We start from the raw sequence: 19,382 nt of genomic DNA on the forward strand, positions 1-19,382 counted from the left end.
GCGCAACGCTGGAATACTGGTATGCAGCACAGGCCATTACCCGGCCAAGTGCACAGCTTCCCGGCTACACAAATTACGCAATTAAGTATTGACTTGAAGGTGAGAAAATGACTGAGCAAGAATACCGCATCGAACACGACACGATGGGCGAAGTCAAGGTACCAAAGGACGCTTTGTGGCGTGCACAAACCCAGCGCGCAGTGCAGAACTTCCCTATTTCTGGCCGTGGTTTGGAATCTACACAGATTCGCGCAATGGGTCTGCTAAAGGCCGCATGTGCACAGGTTAATAAAGACAACGGCGCTCTGGACGGTGCCAAGGCTGACGCCATCATTGCCGCTGCCAAGGAAATTGCTGAAGGCAAATACGACGACGAATTCCCAATCGACGTCTTCCAGACTGGTTCCGGCACCTCATCGAACATGAACACCAACGAGGTTATCGCATCTCTGGCAAAGCAGGCCGGCACCGAGGTTCACCCGAACGACGATGTCAACATGGGCCAGTCTTCCAACGACACCTTCCCAACGGCTACCCACGTCGCAGCTACTGAGGCCGCGGTGAAGGACCTCATCCCTGGTTTGCAACAATTGCACGATTCGCTTCTAAACAAAGCTAAAGAATGGAAGGATGTCGTCAAGTCGGGCCGAACCCACCTGATGGACGCTGTTCCTGTGACTTTGGGCCAGGAGTTTGGTGGTTACGCTCGCCAGATCGAGCTTGGTATCGAGCGTGTTAAGGCCACCTTGCCGCGTCTGGGTGAGCTCCCAATTGGCGGTACCGCAACCGGAACCGGACTGAACACCTCCGCTGATTTCGGTGCCCAGGTCACCGAAGAACTGAAGAAGTTAACCGGACTCGAAGAACTGCGCGAGGCAGTAGATCACTTCGAAGCCCAAGCGAACCGCGACGCACTGGTGGAATTCTCAGGTGCGATGAAGGTCATCGCTGGTTCGCTGTACAAAATCACTAACGACATCCGCCTGATGGGTTCCGGTCCACTGACCGGCCTAGGCGAGATCCGGCTGGCTGACCTGCAGCCTGGTTCTTCGATCATGCCGGGCAAGGTCAACCCGGTTCTGTGTGAGACCGCCACCCAGGTCTCCGCACAGGTGATCGGTAACGATGCTGCTGTTTCCTTCGGTGGCACCCAGGGTCAGTTCGAGTTGAACGTCTTCATCCCTATGATGGCACGCAATGTTCTAGAATCGGCTCGCCTGCTGGCTAATACGTCCCGTGTCTGCGCTGAGCGCCTAATCGATGACATCGAGCCAAACCGCGAGATGATGAAGACTTCCGCGCAATCATCCCCATCGATCGTGACTCCGCTAAACTCGGCTATCGGCTACGAAAACGCTGCGAAGGTAGCAAAGCATGCACTGGCCAAGGAAATCACCATCCGTGAGGCCGTCATTGACCTGGGCTTCGTTGGCGATGATCTATCCGAAGAAGAGTTGGATAAGCGCCTCGACGTACTCGCCATGGCCAATACCGACCGCGATCGCTTCTAAGGCTTGCAGTTCTGCCTGCAGCTAGCCTGGCCGCAGGCAGCTGTACACACAGCTCTTACTGCACATTAAATTAACGCTCTAGGCTCAATGCCTGGAGCGTTAACCATTTCTATGCACACCCAAAAATGCGCCGGTCCCTAATGCAGAATTTTTCTTTAGGCTATCCGCCTATTTTTGCTGTGCACGTAATTCCTTAAGCGAGCTAACGACGGTTATTATTAGTCAATGACTTTGCCAGCTTGCCCAGAGTGCACCAGTGAATACACCTATGAGCTACCTCCAATGATCGTTTGCCCCGAGTGTGCATACGAGTGGAATCCAAGCAACGATTCCACAGATGGCGATGTAGATGCTTCCAACAACATCATTAAAGACAGCGTGGGCAATGAGCTCGCCGACGGCGACTCGGTCACGATCACACAAACGGTAAAGGTAAAAGGCGCCCAACAACCGCTGAAGACAGGCACCAAGGTGCGTAATATTCGCTTGAATTACGACGCCGGCACCGGCCCGGAAGACCACAATATTGATTGCAAGATCGATGGATTTGGCGCAATGACGCTGAAGCCCGCCGTCGTAAAGAAGTCTTAATTACTTTCTCTTCTCCACTTTGCCAACCCCGAAAGGGATTTCTGAGGCTTTTCCGCCAGAAACCTGACAACGCCGCTGAGAAAATCAGGGGCGTATTTTTCTATTCGGGGCTACACATTGTTCTTTCAGCACCCCCTGTGCCCCAACCGATGTCGGCATAAAGCACCGGAAATACCCCCAGATTAGGGGTAGAACAAACAGGCCCTAGCTTTACGGCCATGAACACACATTTCACCCACCCAAAACCAGGGTTCGAACATGTTCCCGTTTTAAATTTTCCCAGTTCTCTTCCAGGCAATTTTTAGCTACAACCCCACACGTCTCAAATTTCACAGCCCTCTAATATTAGAGTGAGGCAAATCCACCCCGACTGCGCTTGCAAAACCCCGCCGCCAGCCATTTAGTTCACAGCATTTTCTCTCGAAAAACTATCAAGAAAATATCTAACACTCAGGCCATACTAGGCTTATCGAACTCAGCCCCGAATGCATTCCCGCAATCCAAAACTTCCTTGAAATGGTTGATCAATCATGTATTTTATTTCTTTGCACCCGGCGGGACAAATCACCGGTTCTCATGCACAATGAATTCCGGCGAACGAAATCAGTTCCCGCTGATTATTCGCTGAGAGCACGTTTGTAATCACCGGCTAGAAGCGGGGGATCATTGATGCAGCTACTTCGGAACGGCCTCACGCTGGCTGCCGATTCGGCCTTGAGCTACGGCCTGGTTAACCACATTCGGGGGAATAATGTTAACCAGAATCGTCGTTGTTCAATCACCGTGTCAGGCGCGCGGAGGTCAAGGGCTGCATCAATTGCTCGGGTTTCGCCTGTGAAGACGAAAGGAGGCCCGAGAAGCGGCTATAGCCGAAGCTGCCTATTCAGCGGATACACGATGGGGGTCATCGCGTGTATCGCCAGCGTGCTCTCGGAAAGCGCTTTCGGGGGCGCTTTCCAAAAGGCCACAGGATTCCGACCCAATGGGGGTTATGAGTAATCAATGTTGATCATCGATTGCTCGGGTCGGAATCCGGCTGATTTTAGGAAATAAATTAATAGGGTTGCGAGCGCGAGGCGCCCCGGATCTCACCGCAGTGTTGATCCTGGGCGCCTCACGTCTATCTAACGAAAGTTCTCGGACTGCACTAGTTCGCTGAGTGCGGGAACCTTCTGACCTAATGCAGAGTCTAATCGACTCGTAGTACTCCTCCCCTGATAATCCAAGATCACCAATAGTTATTGAAAATAGGATGGAAGGAAAGCTGATGAGCAGATACCGAATTAGCCTAGCGACATTGCTTGCCGGCAGCTTAGTCGCAGGCTGCACGTCGGACAATGCTTCTGTAACCGAGAGCAACGATGATACCGTAGCCGATGAACCAGTACAGGAATCCATCGAATTTGCTGACTGGGTGCCCGAACGCGGGCCCACGGATCGTCACGCTCCCGACTTCGAATTATTCAACTTATGCGACGAAGCACCAGATTCAGTCTGGGAAAAGGCAGGTTTGCATTATCATCCGGAAATCTCCGAAACGAGAATCTACGGAACACATATCACATGCTTTCTCGGTATGTCCGAAGATCTCACCGAGTCTTACTCAACCGGCCAAGCAGGAAACCTCGCAATTACGGTTGATGATTATTCTATGAAAGAGCTCGAGGAAAAAAGAGAAATTCTCGACATTCCATCCGATTCCTCCATTGCAGAGGTCCACTTCAGGGAATTGACTGCTACTGATGAATGCACTGCTGGAATCGAAACTGTAAAGGGGCGTATAAACATCGGTGACCACGGCAAACTTAGAGGTCTTACACTAGAAGAAAGTTGCATGATCGCACTAGAGAACTTAGAAAGAATCGTTCTCAACTAGATAAAAATCGGGGGCAATTATGGAATTAAACATTTCAACCGAATCACTATCCGCTATCCGATCAAAGCTGGCGGGAATTGGAGCGTCGGCATACCAAGCTAGCCGGGAAAGTGGACGCTCACGCCTCTCTGAGGCTTTTTCACAGATCCCAGGGCTAGGTTTCCTTGCCGCCGAGCATGGTAGAACGCTTTCTGGTAATCCTGGTGCTGCAGCGGAAGAATTCATGGCACTACGTGACAAAATTTCATGGGCCGCCGACAACCTGCACAACCTGGCAAGCGCAGTCTACGAGCAGGATGAATACCTCTCTAGCAGCCTGACCCACATGTATTCTGGCCATCCTTCCGCTAGCAGCAAGTTCTTTACCGCCGCTGAACCATCTGACAAGTCTGCTCCGGTAGCAATCAACAGCCCCGCTATCGGCCGAGTTCCGGACATCAATCTGTTGGCAAGTTATTTTTCCGGCACAGTCGATTCTGCAGCACACCACGACGCTGATCTCTGGCAGCAACTCAGCCAAGCCGCCACCGAAATTTCCGATGGCTTGGAAGAAGTGGCCGCGGATCTAGAAGCAAATAACTATGGTGACGCAATCTCCGGTGGTGCACAGAAACTACGTCATTTTGCAGAAACCAGCCGGACATTGAATGCTAATTCTCAGATCATGAACAGCACCATCAATAACCTGATCGCCACGATTGAGGCGGCACGGAATAACACCAGAGCTGTGCAAGCCGCGGTGGCTCTAAATCACACCCCAAGCGCACGCGAATTGATTGAGAAAACTTATTTGGATATTTTCCCTACCCAATTCAGCACCGCCTTACAGACGGCCGTTCCGCGTCTCCTGGGACTGAGCATCCCTAGCCCAGCCGCTAGCGGCGGCGAAAACCAAGCAGTTGGCACCGGCCATGCAAAATCTGGCGTGGAAGAAGCACGGGCCGCCATGCAGTTGCCCCGTGAAGTTCAACGGACCATCGCCGAATACGGACCAAACCAAGCAACGTTTGCTGCCGCAGACAACGGCACAGCACAAGTAGCGAACGTGGGCCAAAATAGTGTGTCAACCCATGCCGCAGCCCACCATTCTGCGGGCACCAATAACACGCCTACGAATGTAGCTTCGCAAGCAGCAACTTTTAATCCAACTAATGCGCAACAAACAGGTTTTTCTGCTCCCAACCATGGTGGCGCTGGATCCCCTGGTTTGAGCCGCTTCGAAGGTACGCCGGGAACCATGGCTGCCAACAATTCGCCTAATGCTGGTGCCGCCCGTGTTTTAGGTAATGGCAACACCGGTACCCCGCTCAACACTGGCATCACGCATCCATCCCCAACAACTACGAACGGTTCCCAACCAATTAATGCATCAGGCACAAATGTGTTTGGTGGTGCACGCGGTGCCAACACATCGTTACCAGGGGTGTCGGAATCAGGACGGGGCGTCAACAACAGCATCTCTGGCCGTGGCGGAATGAATCCTGGCGCGCAACTCGGAATTGGAGCGCGCGGGTTGGGTTCAACTGCGATTCCTGGTGCCGGCGGTTATTCTGGAGGGCACAGTGAAAACTTTTCTGCCCGTCCCATTGGCTCCGGCGGCGGAGCTTCCCATGCGGGTGGCCCTAATCAACCTGGATCCCCCGGGCCACATGCAGGCCAAAACAGCCCCAATGCAACTGGTAACCATGGCTCTAATGGACATGGCGGATCCGGTAGTTCTGGTTCCAATGGACAACACGGTGCCCACAACCCACACGGCAACAGCGCTTCCGGAAACCACAGCTCTCAAGCAGGAAACTCTGGTCGTTCGGGTTCCGGCCACATGGGTCGTGGAATGATGCCAATGATGGGTGGTGCCGGGCAACAAGGGCAAGGTACTGGAACAAATTCCAAACCAAGCCGTGCAAAGGCTGTAACCACAGCAATTGAACGCGAGGGGAACCAAAAAGCACTACTCGGTGAACGTCGACCGGTAGTACCTGGGGTTATCGGTGCCTGGGTGCGAGATTAACGGTTTAAGTACCTTTAATCCGTTCAACCAGATAATCCGTTGGGTACAGCAGATAGCTGTTATCCGTTACGTCGGAAATCGCGTGGATTTCGCCCCCAACGCTTACATGTAAGCGCGGCGAAATTCCACGCTTGTCAGCCGCAAATAATGCCAGTGCCGCTCCCGCCATCGTTGCCATACCTTCAGCTAAGTCATTTCCGTACGTGACTGGGCGAATTAACACCATGTCTGGTTGTGGCACCGCAAAAAGTATCCCAGCGTCGAATTCTTCACCAGGAATGAAACGCTGCACACACCAATCTAAAAATAGCGGCATAGAAGACCAATGCGGGTTCGAGCAACGCAACACATAGGCGTACTCTCCACCCGGCCCACTACGTCGGCGTTGCACATCCACTTGTGCATTATCTAAAGCGCGAAATAAATTCTTTCGCGCAATTTCCACAATTGTTTGAATGTCGTCGTCAATTTTTCGTACCTCATACGCCGGTAGCCGAAGATAGCTTCCAGCGCCACCAACCACCAGATAGCGAGCCAAATCAAGGCTAAAGCTGCCCCACTCACCACCGCGCTTGGCATCCAAATGCATAAAAGCCCCGCGATAAAGCTGCGACAAGGTCAAACCACGCGCAACGGTTTCGGTCTCGTAACGGATGATCTTTGCGACGAATTCGTCCACACTAGCCGACAAGGCAGCACCATCAGCAATGTCTTCCAACAGTGGCGCCAGCTCCCTGCTAGTCTCGTGGCCTTCTCGCCACCGCAAATGAATTTTCCGTCCAGTTAACTGCATGCTTATACCTGCAGTGCTGAAGGTTGTTTCTAATTCAATTTCCAACGCTTTAGCTTGTGCAACGGGTAAGCCCCAATTTTTCTTACCGCGGGCAGGCATAAACCTTGGTTTCGGGTTAATTCTCTTAGGCCACATGGTATTTTCGCGCCGTTGGTAGTAATTCGCAGCCGGTGGCTAAGTGTCCCGACGCGGGTACTGATCCCCGGGACCGTGACCGTTTTCGTCTTCACCGTCACCAACATTATCTATATCAGCTGGTGTATCAGGCAATTCAAAATCGTCCGGCAACGGCGGCAATTCGCCAGATTCCCAAATACCCCCACCAGATTCAATCGCAGCCTGTGGATCAAAACCTCCTTTGATCAGCTGATTCATGATATGTGCGTTTGGTGCGATTTCAATTTGTTGGCTACCTGGCGTCCAATTAGAAATCGTAGTGATCTCGCCATCGTCATATACGTGCACTAGTGGTGAAACTGTTGACTCCGCACTATCGGCAATCTGCGCAGCCACCGGAGCCATCCGCGAGATACCTTCCAACAGATCAGTGCCTTCAGTCACCGCACGTACCAACAGCAAATGTCGAGTCGGCATAGAAAATAGCAAGCCATTAGTGGTGTCAATTTCCGGTGCCCACATGTCGATAAATTCCTCTAGCAGCAACGGGGCCGAACCGAGATAGTGGGAGCTCGATTCAAAAGTCCATGCTGAAGCCCCTGGTGATTCGGCGGGACCATTATGATATTGCACGTCGATATCAGTAGTGCGCAATTCTTCGCGCAAATTCGTCCGCGCAGCACGTTCTAAAGCATCAATATCATCAATTTCAGACAGCTTTTCCAAAGCAATTGTCTGTATAGAAGAGGCCGTATCCACAGCAATCGTGGCGGAGGTATCCTGTGTGAAACTGAAAAGCGTCGCCGAATCAATAATTTTTTGTTCTTCCGCGCTGAGATCACGCGTCGAAACTAGGCGTAAACGCAACCGCGAATAAATCGATGCGGTATCCAACTGTTCCATATAGGTATCGTCGTCAAGACTTGACATAAATGACGCTGCCAGGTTCGGAATCGCTTTCGGATGCTGCGAGCTTGCTACTTGGCGCACTAAATCATCTAGGCGCACCGACATGCGGCCTCGTCTCGGGTGTTCAATAGTCGCCGACATGCCGTCAAAACGAATCGACGCACCTTCAGCTGCCAGCTGGCGACGCAGCGAGGAACGAAGCTGATCCGCGGTTTTCCGACTTAGGCTCGGAAACGACGGATCTGGCTGCCGCAACAGGCGGTTTTGGCGATAGCGTCGGAACATCATGGTGCTAGTCTAACGGCAACTAGGAATCTAGGCGGTCCAGTACATGTTGTTGTGCAATATCCAGCAACTTCCGCAAAGCCACGACGGCGTCGTCACGTCGTTTTTCCCGCAATAAATCAATGATTTCCGCATTCTGCGAGATAAACGGTTCATGAATATCACGCTGCGCAAGCGACAAAAAGGCAATGCGCGCTTGGGCAATGACCGGGCGAATGTCTTCCACCAGCCGGTCTACTCCAGCAAGCGCCACGAATTCGAGGTGCACCTGGGCATTGAGACTGCCGACGACATGCCAATCATCATGTTCTGCAGCCCGGCGCGCCTCGGTAATAATTGTGTCGAGGTGCGACAAATCAATGCTGTCTAAATCAGATTCTGCCACGGCTGCGCACTCGACGATACGACGATACGTATAGATTTCGCTGATCGCCTCGGCCGTCAGGGTGCGTACAAAGACCCCACGATTAGGAATGTGTGTAACGAGCCCATCGTTAACCAAAAAACGAAAGGCCTCACGCAATGAGTTTCGTGAGCAATCGAGTTGCCGGGCAAGGCGAGTTTCAGGCAAGCGTTGGCCCGGGCGGAGGTCTCCGCGCGTGATGCGCTGCGTGATCTCGCGGGCCAAAGAATCAGCGATCATACACAGTAATTTTATCGTCTTTACTGGCATTAGCAATTTTTCATGACGCATGTGCCCCCTGCGGATTTTTCCGTGAGTTAACCCACAGTTATGCTATCGTTGTTCAACAATCACCACGATATTGGTTCCATGCCACTTCCCAGCAACTGCTGGGAAGTCAGCAGCAAATAATCTCGCTTTCACGAAAGTCACCCTTATATAGCCCTGTAACATCCCACAGCCCTCTAAGAGCAAGGACCTGGAAATGTCTTCATCAAGCAATGCTGGTACTTCGGCCTCCAGCCCCCAGCCAAACAGCACTCCACAACAGCCCAATCTAAAACAAGCGGCAGCAACTGCCTCAACACGCAGCATCCTAATGGGTGCAATCTTCCTGATGGCTACTTCTGCCATCGGCCCTGGATTCCTGACGCAAACTGCGGTATTTACTAACCAGCTAGCTGCGGCTTTTGGTTTTGCGATTCTGGTGTCAATCATTATCGATATCGCGGTCCAAATGAATGTCTGGCGCGTCATCGGTGTTTCGGGACTACGCGCCCAAGAACTTGGCAACGTGGTATTTCCTGGCCTGGGCTACTTACTTACTGCGTTGATTGGCATCGGTGGATTTGTTTTCAATATCGGCAATATTGCCGGAGGTGGCCTTGGACTAAACGCCCTGTTAGGGATCGACGCAAAGTTGGGTGGTCTCATCACCGCTGGACTGGCCATTATCGTCTTCCTCTTCCAACGCCTTGGTGCGGCCCTGGATAAGATCCTTGTGGTCCTGGGCATCGTAATGTTCGCGCTGACGATCTACGTTGCGTTTGTCTCCCAACCACCGGTAGGTGAAGCTCTCACCCAAACCGTATGGCCAGAAACCGTAGACTGGGTGGTTGTCACTACGCTGGTCGGCGGCACCGTCGGTGGCTATATCACCTACGCTGGCGCACACCGCATGCTTGACTCCGGCACCACCGGGCCAGAAAACGTCAAGGCTGTAACCCGCGCTTCTGTTACCGCCATTGTGCTGACCGGCGTTATGCGCTTCGTCCTCTTCCTCGCAATCCTCGGCGTCATTGCTGGTGGAATCGTTTTGAACGTCGATGACAACCCAGCTGCAGAAGCTTTCCAAGCCGCCGCAGGTGATTTCGGTATGCGTGCATTCGGTGCAGTCTTGTTCGCCGCTGCACTGTCTTCGGTGATCGGAGCTTCCTATACCTCGGCAACGTTCATCATCCCGAAGAAGGATAAGCTCCGCAAAGCACAAAACATCGTCACCATCATCTTTGTTGTCGGCTCCGCTACTACTTTCGCTTTCCTCGGCTCTGCACCTGCTGCTTTGCTGGTATTCGCCGGTGCTTTCAATGGATTAGTCCTGCCCGTCGGCTTCACGATGATTATTTACGTCGCCATATTCCGGCAGAAAGACCTGCTCTTTGGTTACCAATACCCACGCTGGCTCATCGTCCTGGGCATGATTGGCGTAATCATTGCCTGGTTCTTGGCCATCCGCTCATTCAGCGGAGTCTGGGACTTCGTGTTCTAAACGACAACTAACTCGTCAAAACCACACAATGCAGAACCGCATATAACCACCCCATCCCTGTGTCAGGAGAGACAACCACGATGAGTACCGCATCCGAAACCTCGGCCCTGCACATCGACCTCAACAGCGACCTCGGCGAAAGCTTCGGCAACTGGACCATGGGCAACGATAATGCCGTACTGGACCTGGTCAGTTCCGCCAATATCGCCTGCGGGTTCCATGCTGGCGACCCGAAGGTATTGCTCGATACCGTCAAAGCAGCGCACGAGCGTGATGTTCGCATCGGCGCTCACATCGGCTACCGCGACCTGCCCGGTTTCGGCCGCCGTTTCATAGACTACGACGCCGAAGAACTACTCGCTGAAACCATCTATCAGCTCGGAGCAATCAAGGCTGCCGCCTCCGTGGTTGGCGCGGAAGTCAGCTATGTCAAGCCACACGGGGCGCTCTATAACCGCATGGCCACCGATAACTACCAGGCAGAAGCAGTCATCGGCGGAATACTGGCCGTCGACCCACAGCTCAAACTCATGGCCCTGTCCGGCACCCCCGTCGTCGGTGAAGCTCGTGCGGCCGGGCTCGAGGTCATCGAAGAAACCTTCGCCGATCGCACCTACACCGACGAAGGCCGGCTGGTCCCCAGGAAACAACCGGGTGCAGTGCATGACGACGTCGACACCGTCGTCAAGCAAGCCCTTGCGATTGCCACCGGGCAGCCATTCGCCTCCGTTAATGGCACACCAGTTGAAGTTTCTGGCCAATCGATTTGTGTCCACGGCGATAGCCACAAAGCCCTGGAAATGGTGCAAGCAATCATCACCGCACTTAAACAGGAGGGCATCGCTATATGTTAATTCCATACGGCGACCGAGGTCTGTTAATCGACTTCAGCGACCACAAGGACCCATTGGGCCAGGTACTGGCCTACCAGGCACAACTGCAGCGCGCAGGCCTCGAATCCATCATCGATCTCGTTCCTGCCGCACAAACCCTGCTAATCACATTCGACCGCAACCCCAGCCAGATATCTCTGCCGAAACTGGACACACAAGCCGCAGCACACAGCAGCGGCAATGCGCACACCATTGAGGTCTCCTATAACGGGGATGACCTGGACGAGCTTGCCGACGAACTCGGTGTCAGCGCCGAAGAACTCGTCACTGCGCATACGGAGACGACCTGGACGGCCGCATTCGCTGGGTTCGCGCCAGGCTTTTTGTACTTGCGCCCTGACCTCACGAACCCACATGCAAAGGTGTTCGCCAATATTTCCCGCCGTAGCCAACCACGCACCTCGATTCCTGCTGGTTCTGTGGGCTTGGCCGGAGGTTTTTCCGCAGTTTATCCCCAAAGCTCGCCCGGCGGCTGGCAGTTGATTGGCACCACAGAAGCGCGTATGTGGGATATAGAACGCGACCAGCCAGCTTTACTCCAACCCGGCGATACCGTGCGATTCCAGGAGAAAACATGTTAAAGGTGTTAGAAACCGGACCACAGGCAACTTTTCAGGATCTCGGGCGCGCAGGTTATTCCGGCCTCGGTGTGAGCCCCTCCGGCGCGTTTGATCGCGGTGCTGCCCGTCGTGCAAATCGCATGCTCGGGAATGACGAAAACTCGGCCGTTATCGAGATCCTTTTCGGAGGTTTTGAGGTGGTCGCTGAAAAGCCGGTACGCATCGTTTTTACTGGTACCGATGCGGATGTATTCGTCGATAAGCGATGTATGCGCACCAACACGGTACTCGATATTCAAAAAGGCCAAACAGTCCGCTTGGAAATCGGCACAGGGTTGCGCGCTTACCTGGGTATTTCCGGTGGCTTCGCGGTCGAGCCAGTGCTTGGTTCAGTCGCCACTGACACGCTTTCCGGTATCGGCCCGGATCCGATCACATCCGGGACTAGTTTGCCGACGAATGCGAAAAACCCAACCGTGGAATTACCACGCATCAAGCACTTGCCTACACAATTCGTTCCGAAATCACATGAGGTTCTCGACATTGTTCTCGGACCACGCCAAGATTGGTTCGCGGAGACCGCAGAGCTGTTTAACCAAACGTTTCAAATTTCATCCGATTCGGACCGCATCGGCGTCAATCTGATAGCCAGCCGCCCGTTGCAACGAGCCTATGACGGTGAGCTAGCATCCGAAGGCGCAATGCGCGGTGCGCTGCAAATACCTCCCAGCGGGCACCCCGCGGCCTTCGGTGCTGATCACCCGATTACCGGCGGCTACCCTGTCATTGGTGTACTGACCAGCGAATCCGTCGATAAGATGGCGCAGCTAAGCCCCGGCACTATAGTGACGTTCCGGGCCGCAAATTGCACAAACTAGCGCTCAGCGCTAGGCCGCTGGCGGACCAAAAGCTACTTCTCGTCTGGTTTTTTCAGCAGCTTTTCCCAAACATCGGTATCGCGCCATTCCCCGGCGCGCTCGCCGTAAGTCATTTTCGCCATATGACTAAACGTGCCGACCTTCTCATAGCCACGGGATTCATGCAGTTTCGCCGAGCCTTCATTCTCTGGGAAAATCCATGCATGGATGGCCCACTTGTGCAGCTCTTCTGCCACCTCAATCAACTTATCCAACAGCGCTCCGGAAACGCCACGACCCTGCGCGTCCGGGTGCAAGTAGATTGAATCCTCCAACACGCCGTGAAACGCCGGTCGGTGGCTGGCAGGTGCACCAGAGACCCACCCCAAAATCTTGGAATCATTGCCCTCTTCTACAGCCACAAACACTGTTTCCATGACTTTCAGGCGGGTGAATTGCTCCCAGGTTGGCGCTTCCGTCTCATACGTTGCGTGGCCGGTCTCTAAACCGAGTTCATAAATTTCGCGAACCTGTGGGTAATCATCCGGCCGGATGGGGCGCAGGTTGAAGTCGTCAGACATTGCTGTTGGTCCTCCCGTGACTATGTCGAGTTCAGTGTTTTCGAGCTTATGGTGTCGAGTTCACCGGAAAGTTTTGGTACGACTCGCAGCAATGCGTGAAGTACATTTGGCCTTCGTCAGGCCCCCAGTTTACACCCAGCATCAGCGGCGTTTCTTCTTGCGCAGTCCGCCCGGCGCTTGCCCACGTGCCCGCGTTGCCTTTCCAGATTTTTTCTTGCCGCTGCCACTTTTCCCGGCACCGCTCCCAGAGTTTTTCCCAACACCTTTTACGCTGTTGTTCCCAGTACTTCTCCCAACACCTGCCCCGGGCCTTTTCTTTTGTCGCGTCTCTTTTAGCGCCCTATGCCGCGTCGATCCTGCTTTACGCCCTTTCGCAATTCCGACAAAATCTTGGATGGCATCCCCATCTGCAGCTACTTTCCATACCAAAGCGATCTCAGTCTGTGCCACGGCACGTTGGCTTCCTGAGCGCCCGTCTGTTGGTTCTGTGTCTGACCCCCCTGTTGATTTTGCACCGCCTACATGCTCGCCGTTGTACGGCAGCACACGGATCTGATTTTTCGACAGCATCTTCAAAAGCGGCAGTGGCCCTATCGTCACCCCAACATTGGCTGCAACCACTTGCAAAGACTCACGAAGTTTGTCTACGTCAATCGGACCAAGTTTTTCTGCCACAAAATTGATGATCTCGCCTTCGATGTCTCGCGAGCCGACGGGCTCACCAACTTCTGCGAACACGCTGTCTTTCGGTACCGCGATCCCGCATTGCTCGGTATAAAGCTTGACGACGTGAAACTCTCGGCCGATTATGGCTTCGTCGATGCGTGAATCAGGTAACCGCATCAGCGCTACCTCGCAACGATCAGCTGCACTGGCATCGCCATGCGCTACGCTGTCGGCGTTCGCACCGTCGGCAAGCATTGCGAAAGGATCATCCGCCGCCACTGCTTTGAGCCCATGCGGGGTATCACGTTGAAATCGCTGGAACCATTTGCCGGGTTCGGTTCCGGTAGCGAATACGAGGTGCAACATGACGGCCATGCTACCGCGGCTGGAATATAATAATAGAACTTAGAACACCTTAAAGGAAGGACTCCCGTGGAATTCAAAGCGATTGCCGAATGGACACTGTTTGAAGAAACCCCGATCCCAGACGATGTCTACCCACTCCTGACCAGCGGCGAACAAGCACACGTTGCGTTCAAGACTTTCCGCGACAGTGCGGTTTTTACCAATAAGCGGCTGATTGTCCGGGATTCACAAGGCCTTCGCGGCAAGAAAGTGGAGATGTATTCTCTGCCGTACTCCGCGATCAATATGTGGTCCACGGAAAACGCTGGGACGCTGGACTTCAACGCGGAAATTGAACTCTGGACCCGCGCGGGCCACATAAAGATCAAGATTGGCCGCAAACTGGATGTCCGGGCGATCGATAAGCTCATCGGCGACTGCGTGTTGGGTTAATAGCTTCGGCTTCATTGCAGCTGCTCAGCTTCATAGCTGCTGAGGCGTACTAGTTGGGGCGACCGTCATGGCTGCTGGGTTGATGTACGTGCCGTGTTGTAGTGTGCAGGTGTGAACGAAAGCAATAACTCTACCGCTAACGCCGATCAGATCAGCGCTGATCACAACAACCACGAGAGCACTAACCAGACCGGCACCGCTGATACCACGATTCGCGGTGCCGACGCAGCATCCCCGTCCAGTACGGCTATGAAGCCGCAAACGGCAGCAAAGAAACTCGGCATCCACCTGCCTGCCTGCCCTCCGGAGTTTCAAAACGGTGGCATTAGCCATGCGCAGCTGCGCTCATTGCAACACGAACCGCCAGAGTGGCTGCAGCAATTGCGCTTGGAGGGCCCACATCCACGCGCTGAGGTGGCCCGGAAACTTGGTGTCTCCGTCAACGCGGTAAAAACCCACTTGGATAAAGCTCTGACCACGGCCGAGATCAAACAGCTCCTGCAAAACCAGCCAGAGTGGTTGTCCAAAGCCCGTACTCAACTGGCGGAATCCCGCAAGGAAAACACAAAGCCCGGCAACGCTGATTCCAATTAGCTTTCCAGCATCCAACTAGCTTTCCAGCCCGGATCCAGCGGCACCGTTGTCGGCTAGCTAGCGTGCTCCCATAACGCGCGATTAATCGATGTCGGGTCTGGCGCGGCAACCGCTTGCCGACGCCCGGCATCAGTGCGCCACGCGGTCAGCCGAGTCCAGCCATGCAATGAACTTCCCACCCACGCTGGCGTTTCCAAGGCTTCTGCCAGACTCAACACCCCGCGGTGGACTTGCCACCCGGCATTGTGCAAGGCGCTCACACTGCTGTGTGCAGTCACCGATGCTAAAACTTGCGCTTGTTCCGGTGGCAACAGTGCAATTTTGTCCGGCACTGCACTCGGATCTGATGGTGCACCGTTATCTGGCGTTAGACCTGCCGCCCCCGCTGCACTGTCAGTCTCCTGCTTCCAGCCCGGAAAAAACATGATCGCGGCATTCGCTGCTTCCAATACTTTCCCGTTGCGGTGCAACAGCGCGTCATCGGCCCCCACGGTACGGGCTTGCTCACGCAACTGCTGCAGATAGCCGTAATCAGGGCCTTTTACACGCGGGTATACGCGCTGGTCCTGTTCAGTTGGGATATACAGCTCCGTGGTGCTGCGTAATGCGGGTGGGTGCCGCAATTGCCATCGAAGGGCACCGTTTGCACCAACTTCTATTTTCGGGAAATATGTGCCATCATCCGGCAGTTCATCGCGTACCCGCAGCAAGAAGGCTTCGATATCCCACTGGTCCAATCCTGCCTCGCGCGCGCCAAGGCTAAAACGGTGTTCGTGAGCTTCACGGCCAACCACGCGGCCGTCTTTAATGAGGTAAGAATCCAGGATTTTCATCGCCTGCCCGATTATGCCAGAGTCTCCATCTCGGGCTCTTCTCCATCTCAGCCCTCATCACCGTCTCGCCTACGCACTCAGCAGAACTGCTAAGCCCCGACGTTTTACGAAGCGCGTTCAGGCAGCTGCGTGCCGTCGGCAAGATGCTCGGCCAGGCCGTCTTGAATCAGCGTTGCCGACAGCCACGAGGCATTCAGGTACCAGCCATCATTGTCCACTTCAACAACCTGGTCTTTGTGTACCGCGCCCAGGCTGCCCCACAGGGAGGTTTCGGTGGGGTTTGGGCTTCCGGGTACTACGCCGTAGAAAATCCAATCAGCGTCAGCAAGCCCAAGTTCCTCCGCAGAAATATCGTGACTGGATTTATCCGTGAATTGCTGGCTATCCGGCCGCTGCAATCCGGCATCTGCAGCGACAATTCCTGCCATGGATTCGACACCGAAAATATTGAAGGAATCATTTTTCGGGCGTAACAGAGAAATCGTGCCGACGCCATCGTCGATTGCAGCATCCAATGCATCTGCACGCTTCTCGTAGTTCTTCATAAACTTGTCGTATTCTTCGGTTTTATCGAGCGCGTAGGCAAGTAACTTAAAATCGCCTTTCCAGTTTTCACCGCCGCCTTTGCCCAATGTCACGGGTGCGAGTTGCTCTAGTTTTTTCACAATCTCGGAATCCGTGCGCTCGTTAGCGAAGATATGCGTTGGCTTCAGTGCTGCGATGGCTTCAATATCCGGATTCGCGCGTTCACCAACGACTTCGATTCCGTCAAGGTCAACCTCGTCACCATATTCTTCGTGCACAAATTCCGGGATCGCCTCTGCATTCTTAGCGACGGCGACACCTACCGGAACCACTCCGAGCTGCAGGGCGTTTTCCAGTTGTCCCGTATTCAGGACAACCACGCGTTCCTCGCTGCCAGCATCCGCTGCGTTGTTTTCAGGATCAGGTTGCTCAGTACCACATGCTGTCAGTGCGGCAAGCATTCCAACGCCAGCCAGTGCCGCACAGGCTTGTCGAATACGCAAAAATCTCACGAGTTTCTCCTAGTTCAAGCACCGTAGCGCGCAGGAAATCTGCCAATTAGCGTGGTGCAGCCAACAAAACTCACCTATATTAACACAGCCTAACCTGAATTGGCTACGTGAATAGCCACCCAAACAACGGCCGGGCCTTCACTTGGGTCTCGGTATATTCGTCCTCCGGGTCAGACAAGGACACGATCGCTCCGCCCACGCCATAAGTCACCTGTCTGCCCTCAAAAATCAGGGTGCGAATTGTCATGGACAAATCCACTGCCCCATGAAATGAAAAATAACCAAAAGCACCGGAATATGCACCGCGGTGGCTGCCTTCCAGCCGGTCAATGATGTCGAGCGTGCGTTTTTTCGGCGCGCCAGTCATCGAACCCGCGGGAAACAGAGCACGCACGGCTGCAACTGGACTGACCTCTCCCAACCGGGCAGACACTGTGCTGACAAGCTGATGCACGCTCGGAAATGATTCCACATCCCACAATTTCGGCACCTCCACGCTGCCGGGCACCGCAACGGTATTCATATCGTGGCGCACCAGATCCACAATCATCAGATTTTCCGCGCGGTCTTTTTCAGCTGTCTGGAGGCCTTCACGCAACGCCATATCTTCACTATCGCTAGCGCCCCGCGGGCGGGTCCCTTTAATCGGTTTGCTGGTAACCACACCACCTGCGATGCGCACGAAACACTCCGGGCTTGTCGACGCCAACCCGAAATCAGTAAATTCCAGCAGCCCTGCTCGCGCCGACGCATGGTTGTTCCGCAAATACGCGAACGCATCTTTTGCGTGATGCCCGGCAGCTGGCATAGTCAGCCGGTTAGTCAAACAAATTTCATAAGACTCACCGGCTGCAATGAGTTCCTGGGACTGCGCAATCAAATCTAGGTATTCCGCACGCGAATGTAGTTGCTGCGCGACGCTTTGTGGTGCGCCTTCCTCCTCAGTAGTCTTGGAGTGCTTGGGCCAAGCAACAGAGACGCCAGCGTCTGCAGTCTCGAACTCCTGAGCTTCTTGTAATCCTGCGACCATGGCATCCACCCACGCCTGTTGCACAACAGCCGTTTCTGCATTCTCACACAGCGCCACCACATGGCACTGGCCGTCGACAAGAATGAGCGCCCGATCCGCCAACAACAGCTGCGCATCCCAAAAATCCTCGCGCGCATGGGGAGCAGAATAGCCGCAATCCGCCTTGAGCTCGTATCCCAAATAACCCACTAGCCCCAAGCCAAATTCGCACCCAGGCACGGGTGGTTGCACCGCGGAATAGTGCTGCAGCAAGCGCTCAATAGTGTCAAAGACAGATTCTTCGAGTACCTCAGAGCTTTCAGTGCGCCAACCAGTGCCTGCATGAGAAACCTCCACTTCTCCGCGCACTACCGACGCTTTGATGTGCCTGGCCAGTGGCCCGGAATCATCCCCCATACAGATTGCTCCGGAGCCGTCTTCGATCCACCAACGCTGCCCACGCAAATACTCATAAGCACGCATCGGGTCGGTGGCCAGCGCTCCTGCCGGAAAAGCTCGGGAAATCAACCACGGCTGAGTGTCCGTTGTATTCGACTCGTCACTATGGGGCCCGGCAAGTGTCGATTCGGAAATCTCCAGTCCGGCAATTTCTGCACGCGCTGAATCTGATTCATTATCGCGACTAGCATCATCACGGCTGGCACTATCAGCAGAGGCCCTATCCTCTGCGGCAAGCTGCAAAAAATTGCGCACAATTCCCATGCCCTGCGCATCGGCTATAGATTCTGGGTGAAACTGCACACCCCACCACGGTTTATGCTTATGCGCTAAGCCCATCACCAAGTTATCCGCATCCGCGGTGCGAGCGGTGACACGAAAACATTCCGGTACAGGATTGTTGGCGTCATCAGCAACCACGAGCGAGTGATAACGCACCGCCTGATAATCCTGGTTAATACCGGAAAACAACCCGACCCCGTCGTGCGTAATCTGACTCCGACGCCCGTGAAACGGTTCGGGCGCACGCACCACAGAGCCGCCTTCTGCCCAGGCCATAGCTTGTTGTCCTAAACAAACCCCCAGCACCGGCAGCCCAACGTGCAACGCGGCCGCCGAATGCCCCAAATCAGACGGGTTCTCCGGCGTTCCTGGCCCCGGCGAAATAATCACCGCACCAAAGCCACCCTGACGCAGAAAAGTGGCGAAATCTACTCCACCAAGATCAGCGTCATTGGCGACAACGACAACCTCCTGGCCAGCCATGCGCACATAGCTAGCCAGGTTATTGGTAAACGAGTCGTGGTTATCAACCAGGACTACTTTCAATTA

General features: G+C 54.2%; 19 protein-coding genes. 10 read left to right on the top strand and 9 right to left on the bottom strand.

Features of this window, described 5'->3' with window-relative positions; all coding sequences use genetic code 11:
• The first annotated feature begins 107 nt into the window (after nt 1–107).
• The 4 genes from HMPREF1292_RS09535 (at nt 108) to HMPREF1292_RS09550 (ending at nt 5,989) form a co-directional block, all read left to right on the top strand.
• On the top strand, nt 108–1,511 hold the full coding sequence (locus HMPREF1292_RS09535) for a class II fumarate hydratase (RefSeq protein ID WP_023019699.1): 1,404 nt from the start codon (nt 108–110) through the stop codon (nt 1,509–1,511).
• 225 nt (nt 1,512–1,736) lie between these two features.
• Nucleotides 1,737–2,102: a zinc ribbon domain-containing protein YjdM gene (locus HMPREF1292_RS09540; protein ID WP_024272773.1), complete on the top strand. Its 366-nt coding sequence runs from the start codon at nt 1,737–1,739 to the stop codon at nt 2,100–2,102.
• A gap of 1,267 nt (nt 2,103–3,369) precedes the next feature.
• Nucleotides 3,370–3,978, top strand: coding sequence for a hypothetical protein (locus tag HMPREF1292_RS09545; RefSeq protein WP_023019700.1), 609 nt, complete (start codon nt 3,370–3,372; stop codon nt 3,976–3,978).
• 19 nt (nt 3,979–3,997) lie between these two features.
• A complete protein-coding gene (locus HMPREF1292_RS09550; RefSeq protein ID WP_023019701.1) occupies nt 3,998–5,989 on the top strand; it encodes a hypothetical protein in 1,992 nt (663 codons plus the stop codon).
• A 4-nt stretch (nt 5,990–5,993) separates the two neighbouring features.
• On the opposite strand, the gene HMPREF1292_RS09555 is transcribed toward HMPREF1292_RS09550, so the two are convergent.
• The 4 genes from HMPREF1292_RS09555 to HMPREF1292_RS11440 form a co-directional block, all read right to left on the bottom strand.
• Entirely contained in the window at nt 5,994–6,881 is an 888-nt protein-coding gene (locus tag HMPREF1292_RS09555) for a hypothetical protein (RefSeq protein WP_021353010.1), read from the bottom strand.
• Between the two features lie 75 nt (nt 6,882–6,956).
• On the bottom strand, nt 6,957–8,096 hold the full coding sequence (locus HMPREF1292_RS09560) for a hypothetical protein (RefSeq protein ID WP_023019702.1): 1,140 nt from the start codon (nt 8,094–8,096) through the stop codon (nt 6,957–6,959).
• 19 nt (nt 8,097–8,115) lie between these two features.
• A complete protein-coding gene (locus tag HMPREF1292_RS09565; protein WP_034645279.1) occupies nt 8,116–8,736 on the bottom strand; it encodes a GntR family transcriptional regulator in 621 nt (206 codons plus the stop codon).
• 93 nt (nt 8,737–8,829) lie between these two features.
• Nucleotides 8,830–9,129 carry a hypothetical protein gene (locus HMPREF1292_RS11440; protein ID WP_231892374.1) on the bottom strand — a complete coding sequence of 100 codons (300 nt, stop codon included), beginning with the start codon at nt 9,127–9,129 and terminating at the stop codon, nt 8,830–8,832.
• Here HMPREF1292_RS11440 and HMPREF1292_RS09570 point away from each other — a divergent pair.
• The 4 genes from HMPREF1292_RS09570 to HMPREF1292_RS09585 all read left to right on the top strand — a co-directional run bounded on the left by HMPREF1292_RS09570 (nt 9,095) and on the right by HMPREF1292_RS09585 (nt 12,595).
• Nucleotides 9,095–10,264: an NRAMP family divalent metal transporter gene (locus HMPREF1292_RS09570; RefSeq protein WP_161970015.1), complete on the top strand. Its 1,170-nt coding sequence runs from the start codon at nt 9,095–9,097 to the stop codon at nt 10,262–10,264. The genes HMPREF1292_RS11440 and HMPREF1292_RS09570 overlap by 35 nt on opposite strands.
• 80 nt (nt 10,265–10,344) lie before the next feature.
• On the top strand, nt 10,345–11,118 hold the full coding sequence (locus HMPREF1292_RS09575) for a 5-oxoprolinase subunit PxpA (protein ID WP_023019705.1): 774 nt from the start codon (nt 10,345–10,347) through the stop codon (nt 11,116–11,118).
• The gene (locus HMPREF1292_RS09580; RefSeq protein ID WP_023019706.1) at nt 11,112–11,738 is read left to right on the top strand and encodes an allophanate hydrolase subunit 1; all 627 of its coding nucleotides are present in this window, start codon (nt 11,112–11,114) and stop codon (nt 11,736–11,738) included. The genes HMPREF1292_RS09575 and HMPREF1292_RS09580 overlap by 7 nt, the downstream gene beginning before the upstream one ends.
• Nucleotides 11,732–12,595 (top strand): biotin-dependent carboxyltransferase family protein, encoded by an 864-nt coding sequence (locus HMPREF1292_RS09585; protein WP_023019707.1) that lies wholly within the window; start codon nt 11,732–11,734, stop codon nt 12,593–12,595. The genes HMPREF1292_RS09580 and HMPREF1292_RS09585 overlap by 7 nt, the downstream gene beginning before the upstream one ends.
• Nucleotides 12,596–12,627: 32 nt before the next feature.
• Here HMPREF1292_RS09585 and HMPREF1292_RS09590 read toward each other — a convergent pair whose 3' ends face one another.
• Together HMPREF1292_RS09590 and HMPREF1292_RS09595 are read right to left on the bottom strand one after the other, a co-directional pair.
• A complete protein-coding gene (locus HMPREF1292_RS09590; RefSeq protein WP_021353001.1) occupies nt 12,628–13,155 on the bottom strand; it encodes a GNAT family N-acetyltransferase in 528 nt (175 codons plus the stop codon).
• Between the two features lie 141 nt (nt 13,156–13,296).
• Nucleotides 13,297–14,187: a hypothetical protein gene (locus HMPREF1292_RS09595; protein ID WP_034645282.1), complete on the bottom strand. Its 891-nt coding sequence runs from the start codon at nt 14,185–14,187 to the stop codon at nt 13,297–13,299.
• A gap of 66 nt (nt 14,188–14,253) precedes the next feature.
• On the opposite strand from HMPREF1292_RS09595, the gene HMPREF1292_RS09600 reads away from it, so the two are divergent.
• Nucleotides 14,254–14,619, top strand: coding sequence for a PH domain-containing protein (locus tag HMPREF1292_RS09600; RefSeq protein WP_021352999.1), 366 nt, complete (start codon nt 14,254–14,256; stop codon nt 14,617–14,619).
• Nucleotides 14,620–14,868: 249 nt separating this feature from the next.
• Complete coding sequence (locus tag HMPREF1292_RS09605; protein ID WP_024272769.1) at nt 14,869–15,213, top strand: DUF5997 family protein; 345 nt, start codon at nt 14,869–14,871, stop codon at nt 15,211–15,213.
• Between the two features lie 53 nt (nt 15,214–15,266).
• On the opposite strand, the gene HMPREF1292_RS10535 is transcribed toward HMPREF1292_RS09605, so the two are convergent.
• The 3 genes from HMPREF1292_RS10535 to HMPREF1292_RS09620 all read right to left on the bottom strand — a co-directional run bounded on the left by HMPREF1292_RS10535 (nt 15,267) and on the right by HMPREF1292_RS09620 (nt 19,379).
• The gene (locus tag HMPREF1292_RS10535) at nt 15,267–16,046 is read right to left on the bottom strand and encodes an aminotransferase class IV (protein ID WP_021352997.1); all 780 of its coding nucleotides are present in this window, start codon (nt 16,044–16,046) and stop codon (nt 15,267–15,269) included.
• 104 nt (nt 16,047–16,150) lie between these two features.
• Nucleotides 16,151–17,083 (bottom strand): ABC transporter substrate-binding protein, encoded by a 933-nt coding sequence (locus HMPREF1292_RS09615; RefSeq protein ID WP_021352996.1) that lies wholly within the window; start codon nt 17,081–17,083, stop codon nt 16,151–16,153.
• Nucleotides 17,084–17,186: 103 nt separating this feature from the next.
• Nucleotides 17,187–19,379, bottom strand: a complete 2,193-nt coding sequence (locus tag HMPREF1292_RS09620; protein WP_023019710.1) for a chorismate-binding protein — start codon at nt 19,377–19,379, stop codon at nt 17,187–17,189.
• Nucleotides 19,380–19,382: the final 3 nt, after the last annotated feature.

This window comes from Corynebacterium sp. KPL1995 (genome assembly GCF_000477935.1).
Classification (GTDB): Bacteria; Actinomycetota; Actinomycetes; order Mycobacteriales; family Mycobacteriaceae; genus Corynebacterium; species Corynebacterium pseudodiphtheriticum.

Coding starts and splice junctions, on each gene's coding strand:
- HMPREF1292_RS09535 (WP_023019699.1), top strand. CDS start 108: ATGACTGAGCAAGAATACCGCATCGAACACGACACGATGGGCGAAGTC.
- HMPREF1292_RS09540 (WP_024272773.1), top strand. CDS start 1,737: ATGACTTTGCCAGCTTGCCCAGAGTGCACCAGTGAATACACCTATGAG.
- HMPREF1292_RS09545 (WP_023019700.1), top strand. CDS start 3,370: ATGAGCAGATACCGAATTAGCCTAGCGACATTGCTTGCCGGCAGCTTA.
- HMPREF1292_RS09550 (WP_023019701.1), top strand. CDS start 3,998: ATGGAATTAAACATTTCAACCGAATCACTATCCGCTATCCGATCAAAG.
- HMPREF1292_RS09555 (WP_021353010.1), bottom strand. CDS start 6,881: ATGCCTGCCCGCGGTAAGAAAAATTGGGGCTTACCCGTTGCACAAGCT.
- HMPREF1292_RS09560 (WP_023019702.1), bottom strand. CDS start 8,096: ATGATGTTCCGACGCTATCGCCAAAACCGCCTGTTGCGGCAGCCAGAT.
- HMPREF1292_RS09565 (WP_034645279.1), bottom strand. CDS start 8,736: ATGATCGCTGATTCTTTGGCCCGCGAGATCACGCAGCGCATCACGCGC.
- HMPREF1292_RS09570 (WP_161970015.1), top strand. CDS start 9,095: ATGGGTGCAATCTTCCTGATGGCTACTTCTGCCATCGGCCCTGGATTC.
- HMPREF1292_RS11440 (WP_231892374.1), bottom strand. CDS start 9,129: ATGGCAGAAGTAGCCATCAGGAAGATTGCACCCATTAGGATGCTGCGT.
- HMPREF1292_RS09575 (WP_023019705.1), top strand. CDS start 10,345: ATGAGTACCGCATCCGAAACCTCGGCCCTGCACATCGACCTCAACAGC.
- HMPREF1292_RS09580 (WP_023019706.1), top strand. CDS start 11,112: ATGTTAATTCCATACGGCGACCGAGGTCTGTTAATCGACTTCAGCGAC.
- HMPREF1292_RS09585 (WP_023019707.1), top strand. CDS start 11,732: ATGTTAAAGGTGTTAGAAACCGGACCACAGGCAACTTTTCAGGATCTC.
- HMPREF1292_RS09590 (WP_021353001.1), bottom strand. CDS start 13,155: ATGTCTGACGACTTCAACCTGCGCCCCATCCGGCCGGATGATTACCCA.
- HMPREF1292_RS09595 (WP_034645282.1), bottom strand. CDS start 14,187: ATGTTGCACCTCGTATTCGCTACCGGAACCGAACCCGGCAAATGGTTC.
- HMPREF1292_RS09605 (WP_024272769.1), top strand. CDS start 14,869: ATGAAGCCGCAAACGGCAGCAAAGAAACTCGGCATCCACCTGCCTGCC.
- HMPREF1292_RS10535 (WP_021352997.1), bottom strand. CDS start 16,046: ATGAAAATCCTGGATTCTTACCTCATTAAAGACGGCCGCGTGGTTGGC.